Raw genomic sequence first — 16824 nt, forward strand, 5'->3', positions numbered from 1 at the left:
TCATGAGAATCACCGCCTTCGCCGGCGCCGCCGTGGCGCTGTCCGCCGTCTCCATGGCGGCCTCCCCCGCCCTGGCGGCGGGAGCGACTCCCGGCTACAACGCCGGAACCGCCTTGCACGAGGCGGAAAAGCCCAAGGCGCCGGTGGATAAGCCGGCGCCGGTGCCGGTCCTGCCCCAGGAGGAGGAGGCGCCGTTCGCCTTGCCCGACGGCGGCACCGTCTTCGTCCGCGACTTCCACCTCGAGGGCGCCGACCCGACCGACGAGGCCGAGGTGCGGGCGCTGCTGGAGCCGTACCGCAACCGGGACCTGAGCCTGTCCGAGGTCTACGAGGCGGCCGCCAAGGTCACCAACCATTATCGCGGCAAGGGCTTCATGATGGCCAAGGCCTACGTCCCCCGGCAGGATGCCGGGGCGGGGGTGCTGTCCATCAGGGTGGTGATCGGACGCTATGGCAAGACGTCCCACGACAACTCCTCGGCAATTCACGATTTCCTGGTGGAAGGCACCTTCGACGCAATCGTCGAGGAAGGGCAGCCCATCTCCAAGGACGGGCTGGAACGGGCCATGCTGCTGGTCTCCGACATGCCCGGCGCCCAGATGCCCACCGTCGCCACCGCCGCCGGGGCCACGCCGGGAACCTCGGACTTCATGATCAAGACCGATCCGACCAGCCGGCTGACGGGATACGTGCTGGGCGACAATTTCGGCTCGCGCTATACCGGCCGCGACCGCCTTTCCGCCGGAGTGGACCTCAACGCCCCCCTGGGGCTGGCGGACAAGCTGTCGCTGAGCGGCATGACCTCGAAGGCCGCCGGCCTGCAGAACGGCCGTGCCGCCTATGCCTTCCCGCTGAGCTACAGCGGGCTGCGCCTGGAACTGGCGGCGTCGCGCACCACCTACAAGCTGGGCGATATCTACCATGACCTGGAGGCGACCGGCATCGCCACCGTCTGGGAGGGGACGCTGTCCTATCCGCTGATCCGGACCAGCGCCGAGAGCCTGTGGATATCGGTCAACGCCGCCTCCAAGCGGCTGCAGGACAAGCAGTTCGACGTTACCACCGCGTCCAAGCGGGCCGAGACGGGAACACTGGCGGCGAGAAACACCACCTCGGGCACGCTGTTCGGCTTCAACCTCGGCACCGACGTCTCGTCGTCGCTGACCTTCGGCAATCTGCGCTTTCCAGATTCCGGCCAGGCCCAAAGCAACAGGGCGGGCGTCGACACCATCGGCGACTACTCCAAGTTCAATCTGTCGCTGGGCGCCACCCTGTCGTTCACCGACGAATTGTCGCTGACCGGATCGCTGAAGGGGCAAAAGGCGCTGATGGGCAAGAACCTGGACGGCAGCGAGCAGATGAGCATCTCGGGTCCGGCCGGCGTCAAATCCCATGTGGAGGGCGTGATGGGCGACAACGGCTACCTGTTCAACATGGAGGCCAAGTACACCCTGCCCGGCATCGCCGACTTCAACCACGCCGTCGGCCTGTTCACCGACATGGGCCGGGCCTACATCCAGGATCGCGGATACACCAGCGAACGGAACGGCACGCGGCTTACCGATGTCGGCCTCGGCTATTACGGCAATTTCCAATACGACACCAACCGCTACCTGGTGGGAAAGCTGCTGCTGACCCATGCGGTCGGTCAGCAGGTGGACGTCGGGGAAAAGAACGCCCGGACCAAGCTGCTGGGGCAATTGGGCATGACATTCTAACAGGGAGATACGAGAAATGGAGTGGCTGTCGGGTGCCGTCGATTACGGCATCATCGGGTTCCTGCTGGTCCTGAACGTCGTCGTCGTCGCCGTGGCGCTGGAGCGGGCGATATTTTACCGCGGCGTCAGGATCGAGCAGTTCAAGGACATCAAGTCCATGGAACTGGTGTTGAGCGAAAAGCTGTTCGTCATCGCCTCGGTGGGCAGCAACGCCCCCTATCTGGGGCTGCTGGGCACCGTTCTGGGCATCATGCTGACCTTCTACCAGATCGGCCTGGACGCCGGGGCCATGGACACCGGAAAGATCATGATCGGCCTGGCGCTGGCGCTGAAGGCCACCGCCGTCGGTCTGGTGGTCGCCCTTGTGGCGGTGGTGCTCTACAACACCCTGCTGCGCAAGGCCAAGGTGCTGATGCTGCGGTGGGAGATCGCCAATGGATGACAAGCCGTTCGAGAGCATGAACGTCATCCCCTTCGTCGACATCATGCTCGTCCTGCTGACCATCGTGCTGACCACCTCGAGCTTCATCGCCACCGGCCGGATCGCGGTCCACCTGCCGCAGGCCTCGCAGACGGTGCCGGAGAAGAAGGAGGAGCGGCGCATCGAACTCAGGCGCGACGGTGAAATCCTGTTCGACGACAAGCCGACCACGCTGCCGGCCCTCAAGGGCGAGTTGGCCGGACTGGGGCCCGAGACCTCGTTCATCATCCGCGCCGACCGCGAGATCTCGTTCCAGAGCTTCATCGACGTGGCCGACCTTCTGAAGACCCTCAACTTCTCCAAGGTCGCCATTCAGACCGAAACCCGCCGGTAAGGACCAACACCGTGGGCAAGCGCTTCTCGTTCCGGCACGGCCTCGTGGCTTCCATAGCCCTTCACGCCATTCCCGCGGCCCTGTTCGCGCTTCCCGCCCCCATCCCCGCGCCCAAGCAGGACCAGACCCTGGTGGTCCAGCTTCAGGGAGAGATCACCAACCGGCAGGTGGAGCAGAAGCAGATCGAGGAACGGAACGATCCGCCCCCACCCCCACCGCCGCCGCCACGGGAAAAGCCCAAGGTCGTGCCGAAGAAGGCGGTGATCCCCGACACGCCGAAGCAGGAAGCCCCCTCGCCGCCGCCACCCGATCAGAAGGCCGACATGCCGGGCAACGCCGATCTGCAGCAGCGGCAGGAGACCATCCGCCACGAGGACCTGGAGCGGGAAATGCTCAAGGAATATGCCCGTGCGATCCAGAAGCGGATGCAAAAGCATCTCATCTTTCCGGACGAAGCCAGGAAGATGGATATCCTGACCACCGCCACCATCACCTTCGTGGTGACCGGAAACGGCGATATCCGTAAGGAAACTCTCCGGGTGATCAAGTCCAGCGGCTTCGCCAGCCTGGATGCCAGCGCCCTGTCGTCGGCACTGGCCAGCGCGCCGTTCGAACCGCCGCCCAAGGAAATGCGCATCGCCATCCCCATCGGCTTCCGGGCACAGAATTAGGATGCCGGGCCGGGTCGCCCGCCTGTCGATCGTTCTGCTGATCCTGCTGGCAGCCGCTCCTCCCGCCGCCCTGGCCGCCGACCATGCCGACCGGCCGCCGGATCGGCCCCTTCGTCACCACGCCCTGGATCGGGAAGCACTCCGGACATACCTGGAGGCTCTGAGGAAACGCCTGCAGGACAATCTGGCATACCCGCCAGAAGAGAAAACGGCGGGCATCCACGGCATCGTCACCATCGCCTTCACCATCACCGGAAACGGCGATATCAGCCCGGAAACGCTGAGGGTGACCAAATCGAGCGGTGTCGCGACGCTGGATGCCGCCGCCGTGTCGACGGCATTGGCGGCGTCTCCCTTGGCCCCCCCACCAAAAGAGATGTCGGTCGAACTCGCCCTCGCCTTTCTGGCACCCTGGCGGCTGCCCGATGGCGTGAGCGAGAAATCGGTCATGTCCAGCGGCACCGGCGTCTTCGTCGATTCCACGGGCATGGTGCTGACGGCGCGCCATGTGGTCGAGAATTGCAAGAAGATCGCGGTGATGAAGGGGCGTATGCTGTTCCCGGTCCTCGGCTCCGTCATGTCACCCAATTCCGACCTCGCCCTCCTCCGTCTGGCCGTCACGGTCGAGAACCCGGCGATATTCGAGGCGGACGACACGCTGCACGACGGCGAGCCGGTCTTCTTCCTGGGCGACAACAACCTGCGCGCTGAGGGCGGAGACGATCATCCGAAGATCAGCAACGCCCTCGTCGCCGACAACCAGACCGCCGCATCGGCCAGGGAAGTCTTCGCCATCAACGGGACCGGCATGCCGGGCTACAGCGGCAGCCCGGTGCTGAATTCCAACGGCCGCGTCATCGGACTCGTCCTGGGCAAGCAGTCGGACCGGCCCAAAAAGGGGAGCATGGTCGACCTGATATTCACCGTCCGGTCGGCGACGACGGCCTCGATCAAGAAATTCCTGGGATCGGCGGGTGTTCGCTACGGCACCAGCAATGTATCCGACCAGCACGCCGCCGCGCAGCAGACCGTCGCCCGCCGTATCTCGGTCGGCATCATTTGCCGGTAGCGATGCCAAGGGCAAAATGGATTTAGCCCGGCCGATGCGCTATCATGCTGGGCCATCCCGGCGATCTGATACCCGGGAAAGATCACGCCATGCATCTGCTGCTGATCAATCCGAAATTCCCTGAAAGCTTCTGGAGCTTCAGGTGGGCGATTGACCACGTCCTGCCGGGCAAACGGGCGGTCAACCCTCCTCTTGGCCTGGCGACGCTGGCGGCGCTGTGCCCCGCCCATTGGCGGGTCGAGATCATCGACGAGAATATCGAAGCGGTCCCCCTCACCACCACCGCCGACATCGTCGGAGTGTGCGGCATGGGCGTCCAGTATGCCCGCCAGCGCGAATTGCTGGCCCGTTACCGCGAGCGGGGGCACTACGTGGTGGCGGGCGGCAGCTTCGCCTCCCTGTGCCACGACGACTATACCGAGGAAGCCCATACGGTGGTGGCCGGCGAGGCCGAGTACGTATGGCCGGAATTCTGCCGCGACTTCGAGGCGGGAGCCCCCAAATCCCTCTACCACGAGACCGGAACCGTGGCCCTGGCCGACTCGCCGGTTCCCCGCTACGACCTGCTCAGGCTGGACGCTTATTCCAACGTCACCATCCAGTTCTCGCGCGGTTGCCCGTTCCGCTGTGAATTCTGCGACATCATCGTGATGTTCGGCCGCCGCCCACGGGTCAAGGGCCTGGACCAGATCGAACGGGAACTGGACCAGTTGCGCCGCTTCGGCGCCCGCAGCGTGTTCTTCGTCGACGACAATCTGATCGGCAATCCGAAGGAAGCCAAGGATTTGCTGCGCTTCCTGGCCGAGTACCAGAAGCGGCACGGCTATATGTTCAGCTTCGGCACCGAGGCGTCGCTCAACATGGCCCAGGACGACGAATTACTGGGGTTGTTCCGCGCCGCCAATTTCGGCTGGGTGTTCATCGGCATCGAGACCACCGACCCCGTCGGCCTCAAGGAAACCGGCAAGACCCAGAACCTGCGCGAGGATACCCTGACGTCCATCCGGCGCATCTACGCCCACGGCATCGACGTGCTGGGCGGCTTTATCATCGGCTTCGATCACGACACCCTGGATACCTTCGAGCACCAGTACCGCTTCATCACCGAGGCGGGAATCCAATCGGCGATGATCGGTCTGCTCATGGCCTTGCCGCGCACGCCGCTGCACGAGCGGATGCAAAAGGAAGGGCGCCTGCGGCCCATCGAAAGGCACTCGGACAACACCTGCCTGACCACCAATATCGTACCGAAATGCATGAGTGCCGAGGCCATGGCCGCAGCCTACCAGACGCTTTACGGCCGCCTGCTCACCGGTCCGGAAATCGGCCGGCGCATCCGCAACAAGGCGGTGCATCTGCGCGTCCCGATCTATGGCAGCGGCTATTCCATGCGCCAGCGGGTCGGCATCGTCAGCCGCCTGCTGGTCAAGGGCATCCTGTCGGGAGGAATCTCCACCCTGGTGCCATTCCTGCGCAGCTTCCCGTTTCTGACGCCGTCACGGATTCCCATGGTGATTTCCGATTGGATCATCGGCCTGTCCATGAAGGCGTTCGCCGAACGGCACCTGGCCGGTGCCGTCCAGCAACAAAAAGCCGACTGAAAGCCGCCTTCAATCCGGCTTGGGGCTTGGCGGCCCCGCCACCCGCGGCGGCTTCTTGCCCATTCGGCTGTCGTCGGTGAAGATCGATACCGGCGGCGGGGCCTTCTTCACCGCCGCCTTGGGCTTTTTCGGCTCGCGGCCGCTGCGCTTTTGTCCCTTGGCCATCTCTATTCTCCTGTTCGCATCAGGCGATCACGGGACCGCACTGGCGTGTTCCGGACGCGTGAGGCCGCATCCTTGAATCCCTGGCTCCACCGTTCCCGCTCGACCGGCAGCAGGTATGGATTGAGGCGATCAGCCTCTCCGTCCAGATCGGCCGGATCGGTATCGGCATATTGCCGTCCTACGCCCCACCCTCCGGCGTAGATGCGGCTGAGCTGGAACGACGTACTGTCGGACATGGGCCCCCTTTCCTCCGGCTATGACGTCAGGGCGCTGCAATAGCTCCGCCAGGCGGGAGCCAGATCGGCGGGCTCGTCGAAATCGATGCTCACCACGCTTTGATCAAAGCGGGTACCCCGACCGAAATGCCAGTCACCCGACGGATGCGAGGCGTTGAGGAACAAAGCCAGCTTGTTCATCCCCTCGATCCCCGGCGAGACGGGAAAGGTCATCATATTGACGGCCATGTCCGATACTCCTTCTGTCGCGGCTCAACCGAGATGGGGACGCAACCCGATCCAGATCGCGAGGATCAGGAGCAAGGCAAGCGGAACGAGAACCGGTGGAACCATCCATTCCTTCGCGGAACAGCAGGACTTCTGCATTGGGGCGTTCATTTTTCATCCTCCGCCGACGCAAATCACCGCCAGCGATGAATATATAATACCGTATGATAATATTGCAATTTACAGCTCGAAATAAATTCAAACGCTATTTTCCGACGATACGGAATAATATTTCTCAGGATTTTTAGCCATTATTGAGAAAGTATCCGTCCGATAGAAATCAACGGACATATCGATAGCCCGAGGGGAAGGGACGAGGTGAATTCGCGATGTATTCCGATCAGGCTCGATCCGATCTAAGTCCGCGCCGTCCGAGTGCCCTGGCCTTCGCCGATGCCAGGGAAAACAACGCCGGGAAGGCCCCGACATTAATTTACCGGTGGCGGCCATGATCGGCTGCGGCCACCGGACATGGCCGGGTGACCAAGCCGTCGGTTGACGTGGCGAGACGAGGCGGCTCAGAGTAGCGGAGAACTGTCGCCATGCCGCCAACAATCGGGGGTGGATGCGTTGGACGATCCATACAAAACACTCGGCGTTGCACGCGACGCCAGCCAGGAAGACATCCGCCGCGCCTACCGCAAGCTGGCCAAACAGCACCATCCCGACCTCAATCCGGGCAATACGGCGGCGGAGGAGCGGTTCAAGGCCATATCGGCTGCCAATGTCCTCCTGTCCGACCCCATCAAGCGCGGCCAATTCGATCGGGGCGAGATCGATGCCGCCGGACAGGCGCAGCCCTCGCGGCCGTCCTATCGCGACTATGCCGAGAGTGAGCACGGCCGCCGCTACGGTCCAAGTCGACAGGCGGGAGGATGGAGCGCCGAGGATATCAACGACATATTCGGCGCCATGTTCAACGAGGGGCCCCGGACCACCGGCAAGCACCGCATGCGCGGGCATGACGAGCACTACTCGTTGACAACGGATTTTCTCGACGCCGTCAATGGCGCGACACGGCGGCTGACGCTGCCCGACGGCCGCACGCTGGACGTGAAAATTCCACCGGGAACGGCCGATGGTCAGACCCTGCGCCTGCGCGGCCAGGGCGGTAAAGGGGCAAGTGGCGATCCCGATGGCGATGCCCTGATCAAAATCAGCGTCGCCCCGCATCGCTATTTCAGACGTGACGGCCAGGACATCCGGCTGGAATTGCCTGTCACCTTGGCCGAAGCCGTCCTTGGCGGTTCCATCGAGGTGCCGACACCCGGCGGCCCGGTGCGAATGCGCATCCCGCCCCACTCCGACAACGGAACGGAGCTTCGGCTGCGGGGGCGGGGCGTGCCGGCCCATGGCGGCCGGGCCGCAGGCGACCTGTACGCCACCTTGCGGTTGGTGGTCGGAACGCCGGACCCGGCATTGGAGGAATTCCTTCGCACCTGGAAGCCGGAACACCCGACGGACCCGAGGCGGGGGATGGAGGCGAGGCAATGATCACCATCGATATCCTCGTGACGCAACTGTCCGGCCTGCAACGTCAGGACCTGGAGCGATGGATCGCCAACCAGTGGATTCGACCCGATGACCACAACGGCGACTATGTATTTCGGGAGATCGATGTGGCGCGGGTCCGTCTGATTCAGGAACTGCGCGATGAAATGCAGGTCAACGAGGAGGCTCTGCCCATCGTGCTGTCACTGCTTGACCAGTTGTACGACCAGCGTCGCCGCATGCGGGAGCTTTGCGACGCGCTCCGCCGGACGGCTCCCGAGGAGGTGCGCCAGACCTTGGCCCGGCACCTGGCCGATCATATGCCCTGATACCGGGGAAGGGCAGCAGCGGGAGAGTGGCCGTCGACATCAAGGCATCGCGTGAAGACTCCGCACCGGCCGCCGGCGACGAGAGGAAATGGTGGTTGGCCGAACCTTCTCCTTCTACCGCGAAGGCCAATGCCGCAGCCCTCCCAGAGCCCGATTTATTTGGGGATCACGTCCAACAGAGCTGTGACGCGATGGTCCCATGTGTGGGCTCCGGAATAAATTTGCAGAGCCTTGTGAGTCATGGCCTGCGCCTCGACCGGCCGATTGACCAAATCCATGATCCGCTCACCGGCGGAACAGTCATTATAGTCGATCGCCACCGCCGCCCCCGGAGTGACGAATTCGGTCTCAATGAACGAGTTCACCTCAGATGCGACAAGGCATCCCCTGGACATCCCATAAAAAACTCGGATCAACGTACTTGACCTCAAATTAATGGTATCATTCAGCATTACTTTTGTATCATTCATTACATCAAGCAACCCACGAAACCCAATCGACCCCATGAATTCAATATTTGTATTATTACGCTTAAAATCATCGGATGCATTGCCATAATATTGAATTGGCAAGTGACGTAAGCACCTAAACATGCGGTGGCGGCGCAAGGTCCGGGCACGATAATCGAGCCTCCTTATGAGCTCGATTAGATTTGTTGTCGTTGCGACAATCTCAGTGCCCGCAAACAACCGCGCAACAATTTCATAAACATCACACTGGCCATCCATTATCTCTGAAACCGCTTCGTCGGCGAGACGGCAATAAAGAGGGTCCTTCAGCCCCATCTGTTCGCAGAATTCCTGGTTTGAGACCTCCGCCTCGATCGTGCCAGCAAAGATTGCCGGTATCGAACGCAGCCCCATGGGGCGCGGCTCGGCGACCGGCGCCCCTCCGGCCTGCGGAAAGAGGAAGCAGGAGGACGCCGGAACTCCAAGCTTGTCCATGACCGCGAGATGCTCCCGCTCCATGAGTCCGTAGTGCCGAAGTGGGCGAAGGCTTGGATCCGCGGCGATCCCCGCCTCCATTTCAGCGACCCCCTTTCCCAACAGGGCAGGGTGGTCCAGAAATAGGGAAATGTAGGGAGCCTTTATCCCCCCCAGCACGCCAAGTGCGCTGGGGTCGTTTGCCCGAGCAAGGGCGGGGGCAAAATTGAAGAGCAGCAGATAGCGCGGCCACCCCGCACCCAGTGCCACTATTTGAAGCAGCTTTATGTGCTCGGGATTATCTGGATTGATACAAATGCAGTCGTCACCCCGACGGTGAAGCGCTGCAGCAATATCCTCCATCATTACAGTCCAATAGCTATCAGAGACGCCGCCATAGACCGATGTATTGAAGAGAATCATCCCAAAAGAACTTAGATCTGCCATTCTTATCACCACTTTTATCAATTAAATAATTATGATTGATACCTGTGCTTCATATGAGACTCGCAAAATCCCACTATGGACAATGCCGCCGATGATACTGCTCATTGCTCCGGATTGCCGATGGTATGGGCGCTCACGCGATTTCCTCCACCCCGGCGACGGCCGTCAGCACTGAATATGCGCACCACCTCACGCATCCGTCACGGGCAAATTGTGCCGCATGAGAACTCGCGTTGGATGTCGGCCGGCACGTCGCCAAGGAGCGAAACAAATGCATCGGTGCCGCCGGTGAAGGGGAACGGCAGCCGGGGAACCTGCTGGTGTCGGCGTTGCCGGCATGGATGGCAAATCCCCCATCACCCAATGGCTTTGCATTGCCCGCTTGATGTGGCTCAGGCGCCCTCCGTCGCCACGGCGGGCTTACGGCCGCTCAATCGCAGGGCGTTCTGCAGCAGATTGAACCAGAAGTGGGAGCCCAGCGACGCCGCCAGGGCAGTCATCATCCAGCCGACCAGCTTGCCCACCCAGCCCAGGGCCGATTGCGGCTTGTCATAGGGAATGAGGTTGGTGAACTTGTCCAGGGCGTCCATTGACGCCTTGATGGACTTGCCGGTGCCGTCCGGAGCCGCCGGCTCGGCAGCCGCCTGCTCGGTTTTCGCAACCATGTCGACCAGTGCGCCCCTATCCTTGGTGGACATCGTCGCCAGCCCACGGGTGAGTTGGATGGAATCCACGTTGCATAGCCCTGCCGCCAACAGGGAGAACACGAACAGCACCATCTGGGTCTGGCGTTTGTACACACCCGACAGCCGCTCCATGGCGCCGTCGAACCACTGTTCCGCCGCCGCCTTGAAAGCCTCCGGGTCGTTGCCGGTCGCGCGCAGCAGAGCCGCGACCGGCGCCTTGACCGACACCCCGGCGAACCCGCCGTTCTGGCCGACCACGTCGGTCAACACCATGGCGAACAGTTTGGGATCGATGTAGCTAGGGCCGCGCCCGCCCCCCGGCTGCACCATCAACGGATGACCGTAGACACGTGCCGCCAGCGACCGCAGGTCCGGGTCGTCGAGCAGCTTGCCGATCCCGTCCTTCAGGGTCCCTGCGCGCCAGCCGAGAATCGTCGCCCCCAATTCGACCAGGGACGAGCCGATCACCGCCATCACCAGATAGATGAAGGCCAGCACGGCGGCGATGTCGACGATTGCGGTCCACGCCATGATGTCCTCCTCAACCGATGGAGACGCCGGAAACCTTGCGCACCAAGCCGCCGAGCAGCGGCATCGTCTTGAAGAAACCCAGCTTTCGCGAATCCAGGGTATAGGTCGCCGCACCGTTCTGCGTGATATCCGAACACCAGGCCTTGTGAGTGCCGCCGTCGGGCACCTCGCAGGCCTTGACCAGGGTGTTCTGGACCACGATGGCATCCAGGCCGGTATCCTTGACGATGCCCGCCACGGTGCGAAGGTCAAAGCTGGAGTCGGTCAGCCGGGCCAATACCTCCCGCTCATCCGACTTGAAGTTGCGGAGCCGCAGAGGATTGGCCTCGCTCAGGCCGCCCGGCCGCGGGCCGCCGCCGTCCTCGGGCGGAAAGGTATCGCCGACACAGTCGTCGATTTGGTCACGGCGGATCAGGTCGGCCAGGATGGCCAGGCGCGCCGCCTCGATTACTTTGTCACGGATCGACCAGAACGGGATCGTGTTCCAGGCCACCTTCAGCAGCCAGCGCAGGAAACCGCTGCCCACCTCCTGCTTCAGCAGCAACGGCACCAGCTTGTCGGCGCGGCTGCCGATGTGCTGGACCAGGGTTGAATAGGCCACCATCGACATCCGCGGCCAGTCCGGCTGCCCAATTTCGGTCCCAAGGACGCCGGTCAGCGGCACGATCGGCAAGTCCTGAAACGTCTGTCCCGCCGACGGGTTCATGCCATCGCCGCCGAACAGGACGTTGCTGTTGGGCAAGGTAAAATGGCTGCGCAGGAATTCCTGGCAGTTGCGCTGGCCGAGTTGGAAGTCATGGCGGCGAAAGCTCTCATCGAGGAAGCCGCCGAAGCCGCCCAGCAGCCCGCAGGCGATGTCCTTCGACGTCACGTCCGTGCTGTCCGTGCGTTTGGGCGCGATCAGGAAACGGCTGTAAATGTCGGGGGCGGCCGCAGCCACCAGTTCATCCGCTTTGAAGCGGGCCTGTTGCATGAAGGTCGGCAGCAGCGCCTTGATCACCGCCATCAGCCGGTCATCAAGGCTGTCGGCGCGGGGAAAGGCGTACCCCTCGGGAAACGGCGCAACCATGATCATGGCACGGTTGGCGGTACCGCCATCGCGTTGGTTGCGGTCGAGGTCATCCTTAACGGCGTAGCGCGCCAGTTCGAACGGCTCGTTGTTGATGGCGCCGCCATCGACGGTGACGAAGTCGAAGCGGTCGCCCACCGGCGACCAGTCCTTGGGCCAGGCTGGGCTGACCGTGGCGCCCTCGGTCGGTATCGGCCACTGCCGGCCCTGGTAGTCGTCCCTGGCAGCGTCAAGAACCCGAGCCGCCAGCCCGACCGGAAACGCACCGGTGGCCAAAGCGCTGCGACCGGCCTCGCCCCATTCGCTGTCCTTGCCGGCCTGATTGAGCCGATCTGCCACCAAGGTCTGGCCCGGATCCTGACCGGCCCATGCACTGGCCACCGCAGGATCGCCGCCCAGGCCGGTGACCTTGTAATGCTTACGGTCACCATGGTTGAGCATCCGATAGACGTCGCCGTTGGCGAACGCGATGTCGTATTCGATACCGCGCAGATTGGTCTCGGTGAGGTACAGATGGAGGGGCTCGGCCAGGAAGGGCATAGCCGGCGGCAGCGGCGGCGGTGAGGGAACCGCCAGGGCCTTGTCGCAGATATCGTCGAGCAGCCTGGCATTCAGCAGCGACAGGACCTTACCGTCCGCCAGATCCTCGTCCGACAGCAGGCAGATCCCGTCCGACACCATCGCCACGGCCTTGACCCAGGCCCGATACAAATCGGGCAGGGCAGGGTCGGCGGGGTTCGGGGCGGGTTGCAGGCCGCGGGCCAGGGCGATGGTGCCCAGTACCGCCGTCATCCCGCCCGCCGAGGCCCCCGACATGGCAACCAGACGGACCTTGTGGCGAGTGTCATCTCCGCTCCGTTCGGCCTCCCACGCCGCCAAGGCGCGGACCAGGAAGTCGAAAACCCCGGCTGTGTATGCACCCGCCGAAATCGCACCGGCCATGGTCAGGCCAATCCGAAATTCTCGTGCCATCCGCCCCTCCCCCTGCCTTTGGACCGGTGGCTATCGAAGATCAGCCATAAACCGGAGATTTGCAAGCAGCAACTAATAGAGGATTTCCAATGTAGCGTCGGGCGAGTTCAGCTACGAACAATTCACAAATGGTGGCAAATAATCTCATCCTCACTGTCCTGGCGGCTCACCTCCGGCTCCACACCAGTTCCCCTCTTCGGACGGGAACAGCGCCGCGCTGATGGGTTCGGGCGGGCTGGAGTGGCGTGGGTTAGCCACTCCGCCTTCCTTCCGTCCGGTTTCCTCTCCCCACTCCCGGACAGTTCCCGGAACGGCGGAAGCCTTAAGCCGCAAAGCCCATCAACTTGAATCGATGCCTACGGGGACGGCCGCTCCATCATTGACACGCGACCCAACCAAATGGTTGGATGTTATTCATAGCCGGGAGATGGCCTCCAATGGCCGCCACAAACCCGGCCCAACGGTCGAAAGGGAGCGAAGGATGTCGACATCTCATTTGGTTCTAGTGGCCGCCCTTATCGGGGCCACGGCGGCTCCGGCGATGGCCGCTGGAGAACGCGGCAGCGAGGCCGATGCCCAAATTCTTCTCGGCAAGGCGGTAGCCCACATCACCAAGGTTGGGACCGAACCCGCGCTGAAGGATTTCAGCGACAAGGGGGGGCCGTTCGTTGACCGTGACCTCTACGTGCTCTGCGAGGATTTCAACGGAAAAATCCTCGCCCATGGGGGGAATCCGACTCTGGTGGGGCGAGACACGAAAGGATCGGAACTGACGAGCCAGTTCATCCAGGTGGCTTCGTCGCCGTCAGGCGAAGGAGCCGTAAATTACGACTGGGCCGATCCGGTGACCAAGAAGGTCGCCAAGAAAACAACCATCATCAAGAAATCGGGACAGATATTCTGTGGGGTCGGGTTCTTCAAATAAGACGTCGTAAAACGAGGTTCCAATCATTAGTGATTGGAACCTCATCACCAAGTACTAACCTCTCCCAATGGAATTGCCTTACTATGGATATGATTGCACGTTGGATTCGCTCACTTCCACTCCATACAAAAATATACATGACTCCAATCATACTCATCATATCAATGGCGATTCTCGCGGTAATATTCAGCATCGGAATGAAAGGGTTATCCGACGCCTTGTCGGAGGTCAGGACATCCTTCGCCGCCGAACGCAAGATCGAACAAACACGCCTCCTGGCAGCCAGCATCGAGGCCGAACTCTATCGCCTCCTCAACTGGCAGGCGGCGGGAGTCGACAGCGGCAAGATCATGGAAGGTGAGAAGAATATCCGGGGGAAGATCGAAATTATATCCGCCGAGGGCAGTTCCCAGCCCGATATGAACGAGGCGATTGGACGCTTCTCGAAATCCACCAACGACGTCATGGATATCTATAAGGACGACACGTTGATGGCTCTCATGCTCATGAAGGCAAACGAGAAGCAGTATGACTTTCTTGTCCAGAAACTTGATCATGTCATCGATAGATCAGCCAAGCACAGCGACTCCATTCATGAAAAATCCATTCTAATCACCAATGCATCCGAAGCCAGATATTTTGCCATATCATTCCTGTGCTTCATTATCGGCGCCACCGTCATGGTCGTCATGTGCCGGCTCATCGCCAATTCCATCGTGGGAATGGCAGCCGCCATGAACGATCTTGCCAAGGGGCAACTGGACACGCCGGTCCCCTCCGCCGACGAGCGCGATGAAATCGGCCTGATGGCCCAGGCCGTCCTGGTCTTCCGGCAGAACATGATCCGGGCCGGGGAACTGGACCGCGAGCGTGAAGGCCAACGGGCAAGAAGCGAACGTCGCAGCGCCATGCTGGAAGATTCCACCAAAACGTTCGATACGGCGATCAACGAAACCCTTCAGTCCCTGGCGGCGGCCATCGAGCAGGTTCAGTCCACCGCCCGCAGCCTCACCACCAACACCACCAGCAATCGCCAACAAGCCGATTCCGTGGTCGACGCGGCCGGTCACGCGACGGAGAATGTGGGCACCGTCGCCGCGGCCGCCGAGCAACTTTCCCACTCCATTCGCGAGATCGAGCGCCAAGCCAACCAATCCACGCGGATATCGGATCAGACGACCGGCGAAATAGAGCGGATCGAGGGGTTGGTGCGCGGGCTGACCGATGCGTCGGAGCGGATCGGCAAGGTCGTCAACCTGATCGACAACATTGCCGGACAAACCAACCTTCTCGCCCTGAACGCCACCATCGAGGCAGCCCGCGCCGGCGAGGCCGGCAAGGGATTCGCCGTGGTCGCCAGCGAGGTCAGCGTGCTGGCCCATGGCACGGCCAGGGCGACCAAGGAGATTGCCGATCAGATTTCCAACGTACAAGCCATCAGCCGCGATACCGCCGCCGCCATCGCAAGCATCGCCACCCGCATTTCGGAGATGCACGACATCACCGCGACCATCGCCGCCGCCGTGGACCAGCAATCATCGGCGACCTCGGATATCGCCCGGAACGTACAGGAGGCGGCCGAAGGCACCCGGGCGGTCTGCACGACCATCGGCGACATGAAGCTTTCCATCGACTCGACGGGCACCGCCGCAACCGACCTGTTCGCCTCGGCCCAGCGCCTGGTCCTGGAAGCGGAACACCTGCGCGGCGAGGTGGATCACTTCCTTCTTGCCGTGCAAAGCGCCTGAGAAATATTCCGGAGCCTCGTCATCGAGAACTGCCCGTATGAAACGATTTCAGAACCTTCGAAAAGTTGAGAGCCGCCCTCTGCGGCTTCTTATTGGGCGGCAATACACAAAAGACGTCCATGCGGAGTTCTGGCCCTTCCACCGGCAGCTTCACCAATGACCCGGCCTCGACGGCGCCGCGCACCAGGCGGTCGGGTCCACAGAAGATTCCCAAGCCCATGATCGCCAGTTCCTGAATGACCGCCCCCTCCTGCACCTGATACGCCACGGAATAATTGGAGATTCCGGCGCTTCCCAGCATGTTGTGAACCATCTGGCCGAAACGGCCGGCCCGGCGGGGGGTAATGAACGGATAGGCGCTCAGCTCCGAGGGCCGCACACGGTCGCGCTCGGCAAGAGGATTGTTGGGCGGGGCGAAGAACGAGAACGGCTCGCTGCCGATCCGTTCGCACGGGAGATCGAGCACCGGCCCGAACGCCAGAAGAAAGCCAAGATCGGCGCGCCCTTCGATCAGGTCCTCGACCACCGTTTCATAGCGCTCCACGTTGACGGTGAAGTCGATCTCCGGATGGGCCTTGGCGTAATCGGCGAACGGCGCGCACAGCCAACCGGTCGCCACCGCCCGCTGGCAGGAAATCACCAGGGGCACCTGTCTGGTCTTTTTCGGCGGCAGGGACAGGTCCTGGGAAAGTGCGGCGGCCTTCTCGAGCAGATCGACTCCCCTCTCATAGAGGCGGCGCCCGGGTTCGGTCAGGATCGATATGGTTCCCCGCCGGCGCGTGAACAATTCGCAGCGAACCTGCCGCTCCAGCGCCTGGATGTGGTTGCTGACCGACGGGTGGGCGATTCCCAGCCGCTCCGCCGCCCCGACGAAGCTGCCGGCATCCACCACCGCGATGAAGACCTCCAGCCTGCGAAATGTCGACGGAAACATCCTGCGCCCCTTGACTGATATTCGGCTCCGGGCGCCTGAACACCCTTGAACAGCCTCATCATAACACGTCCCACCCCTGAACGTACAATCCAACCAGTTGGTTGACTTTACCGTCCAGCCATGGTCAGATATCCCCATGGATAGGTGGTCCCGGTTACAAATCTCTGATTTGGCAATCGAATTTGGATAGCCCACGACGCTTTGAAATATGACGGCTGAATTCGGCC

The 16824-nt window shown here is 62.1% G+C and carries 17 protein-coding genes; 10 read left to right on the plus strand and 7 right to left on the minus strand.

All coding sequences use genetic code 11. From position 1 onward, the window contains the following. The first annotated feature begins 2 nt into the window (after positions 1-2). The 6 genes from CP958_RS21880 (at position 3) to CP958_RS21905 (ending at position 5874) form a co-directional block, all read left to right on the plus strand. Positions 3-1718 carry a ShlB/FhaC/HecB family hemolysin secretion/activation protein gene (locus CP958_RS21880; RefSeq protein WP_170959073.1) on the plus strand — a complete coding sequence of 572 codons (1716 nt, stop codon included), beginning with the start codon at positions 3-5 and terminating at the stop codon, positions 1716-1718. 16 nt (positions 1719-1734) lie between these two features. After that, on the plus strand, positions 1735-2160 hold the full coding sequence (exbB, locus tag CP958_RS21885; RefSeq protein ID WP_096704333.1) for a TonB-system energizer ExbB: 426 nt from the start codon (positions 1735-1737) through the stop codon (positions 2158-2160). Then, entirely contained in the window at positions 2153-2533 is a 381-nt protein-coding gene (locus CP958_RS21890) for a biopolymer transporter ExbD (RefSeq protein ID WP_096704334.1), read from the plus strand. Before exbB ends, CP958_RS21890 begins: the two co-directional genes overlap by 8 nt. Positions 2534-2544: 11 nt before the next feature. Further along, positions 2545-3204 (plus strand): TonB family protein, encoded by a 660-nt coding sequence (locus tag CP958_RS21895; RefSeq protein WP_096704335.1) that lies wholly within the window; start codon positions 2545-2547, stop codon positions 3202-3204. Between the two features lies 1 nt (position 3205). Further along, positions 3206-4273, plus strand: a complete 1068-nt coding sequence (locus CP958_RS21900) for a TonB family protein (protein WP_170959074.1) — start codon at positions 3206-3208, stop codon at positions 4271-4273. 89 nt (positions 4274-4362) lie between these two features. Continuing rightward, positions 4363-5874, plus strand: a complete 1512-nt coding sequence (locus CP958_RS21905) for a radical SAM protein (RefSeq protein WP_096704985.1) — start codon at positions 4363-4365, stop codon at positions 5872-5874. A 9-nt stretch (positions 5875-5883) separates the two neighbouring features. On the opposite strand, the gene CP958_RS26560 is transcribed toward CP958_RS21905, so the two are convergent. The 3 genes from CP958_RS26560 to CP958_RS21915 are packed head-to-tail and all read right to left on the minus strand — an operon-like array spanning position 5884 to position 6503. Next, the gene (locus tag CP958_RS26560; RefSeq protein ID WP_170959075.1) at positions 5884-6039 is read right to left on the minus strand and encodes a hypothetical protein; all 156 of its coding nucleotides are present in this window, start codon (positions 6037-6039) and stop codon (positions 5884-5886) included. Positions 6040-6041: 2 nt separating this feature from the next. Next, positions 6042-6275, minus strand: a complete 234-nt coding sequence (locus CP958_RS21910) for a hypothetical protein (protein WP_096704337.1) — start codon at positions 6273-6275, stop codon at positions 6042-6044. An 18-nt stretch (positions 6276-6293) separates the two neighbouring features. Next, a complete protein-coding gene (locus CP958_RS21915) occupies positions 6294-6503 on the minus strand; it encodes a hypothetical protein (protein WP_096704338.1) in 210 nt (69 codons plus the stop codon). Positions 6504-7112: 609 nt separating this feature from the next. Between CP958_RS21915 and CP958_RS21920 the strand changes: the two genes are divergently transcribed. Both CP958_RS21920 and CP958_RS21925 read left to right on the plus strand, forming a co-directional pair. Continuing rightward, complete coding sequence (locus CP958_RS21920; RefSeq protein WP_096704986.1) at positions 7113-8036, plus strand: DnaJ C-terminal domain-containing protein; 924 nt, start codon at positions 7113-7115, stop codon at positions 8034-8036. After that, the gene (locus CP958_RS21925) at positions 8033-8362 is read left to right on the plus strand and encodes a chaperone modulator CbpM (RefSeq protein ID WP_096704339.1); all 330 of its coding nucleotides are present in this window, start codon (positions 8033-8035) and stop codon (positions 8360-8362) included. Before CP958_RS21920 ends, CP958_RS21925 begins: the two co-directional genes overlap by 4 nt. Positions 8363-8517: 155 nt before the next feature. On the opposite strand, the gene CP958_RS21930 is transcribed toward CP958_RS21925, so the two are convergent. The 3 genes from CP958_RS21930 to CP958_RS21940 form a co-directional block, all read right to left on the minus strand. Beyond that, a complete protein-coding gene (locus CP958_RS21930) occupies positions 8518-9732 on the minus strand; it encodes a glycosyltransferase (RefSeq protein ID WP_096704340.1) in 1215 nt (404 codons plus the stop codon). 392 nt (positions 9733-10124) lie between these two features. Then, a complete protein-coding gene (locus CP958_RS21935; RefSeq protein ID WP_096704341.1) occupies positions 10125-10949 on the minus strand; it encodes a hypothetical protein in 825 nt (274 codons plus the stop codon). 10 nt (positions 10950-10959) lie between these two features. Further along, on the minus strand, positions 10960-12960 hold the full coding sequence (locus tag CP958_RS21940) for a hypothetical protein (protein ID WP_096704342.1): 2001 nt from the start codon (positions 12958-12960) through the stop codon (positions 10960-10962). 511 nt (positions 12961-13471) lie between these two features. On the opposite strand from CP958_RS21940, the gene CP958_RS26565 reads away from it, so the two are divergent. Then, positions 13472-13915, plus strand: a complete 444-nt coding sequence (locus tag CP958_RS26565) for a cache domain-containing protein (RefSeq protein ID WP_170959076.1) — start codon at positions 13472-13474, stop codon at positions 13913-13915. 164 nt (positions 13916-14079) lie between these two features. After that, complete coding sequence (locus CP958_RS21950; RefSeq protein WP_170959077.1) at positions 14080-15663, plus strand: HAMP domain-containing methyl-accepting chemotaxis protein; 1584 nt, start codon at positions 14080-14082, stop codon at positions 15661-15663. Positions 15664-15682: 19 nt separating this feature from the next. Here CP958_RS21950 and CP958_RS21955 read toward each other — a convergent pair whose 3' ends face one another. Further along, positions 15683-16597, minus strand: a complete 915-nt coding sequence (locus tag CP958_RS21955; RefSeq protein WP_170959078.1) for a LysR family transcriptional regulator — start codon at positions 16595-16597, stop codon at positions 15683-15685. Between the last annotated feature and the right edge of the window lie 227 nt (positions 16598-16824).

Origin of the sequence: Magnetospirillum sp. 15-1 (assembly GCF_900184795.1) — a bacterium.
Taxonomy (GTDB): domain Bacteria; phylum Pseudomonadota; class Alphaproteobacteria; order Rhodospirillales; family Magnetospirillaceae; genus Phaeospirillum.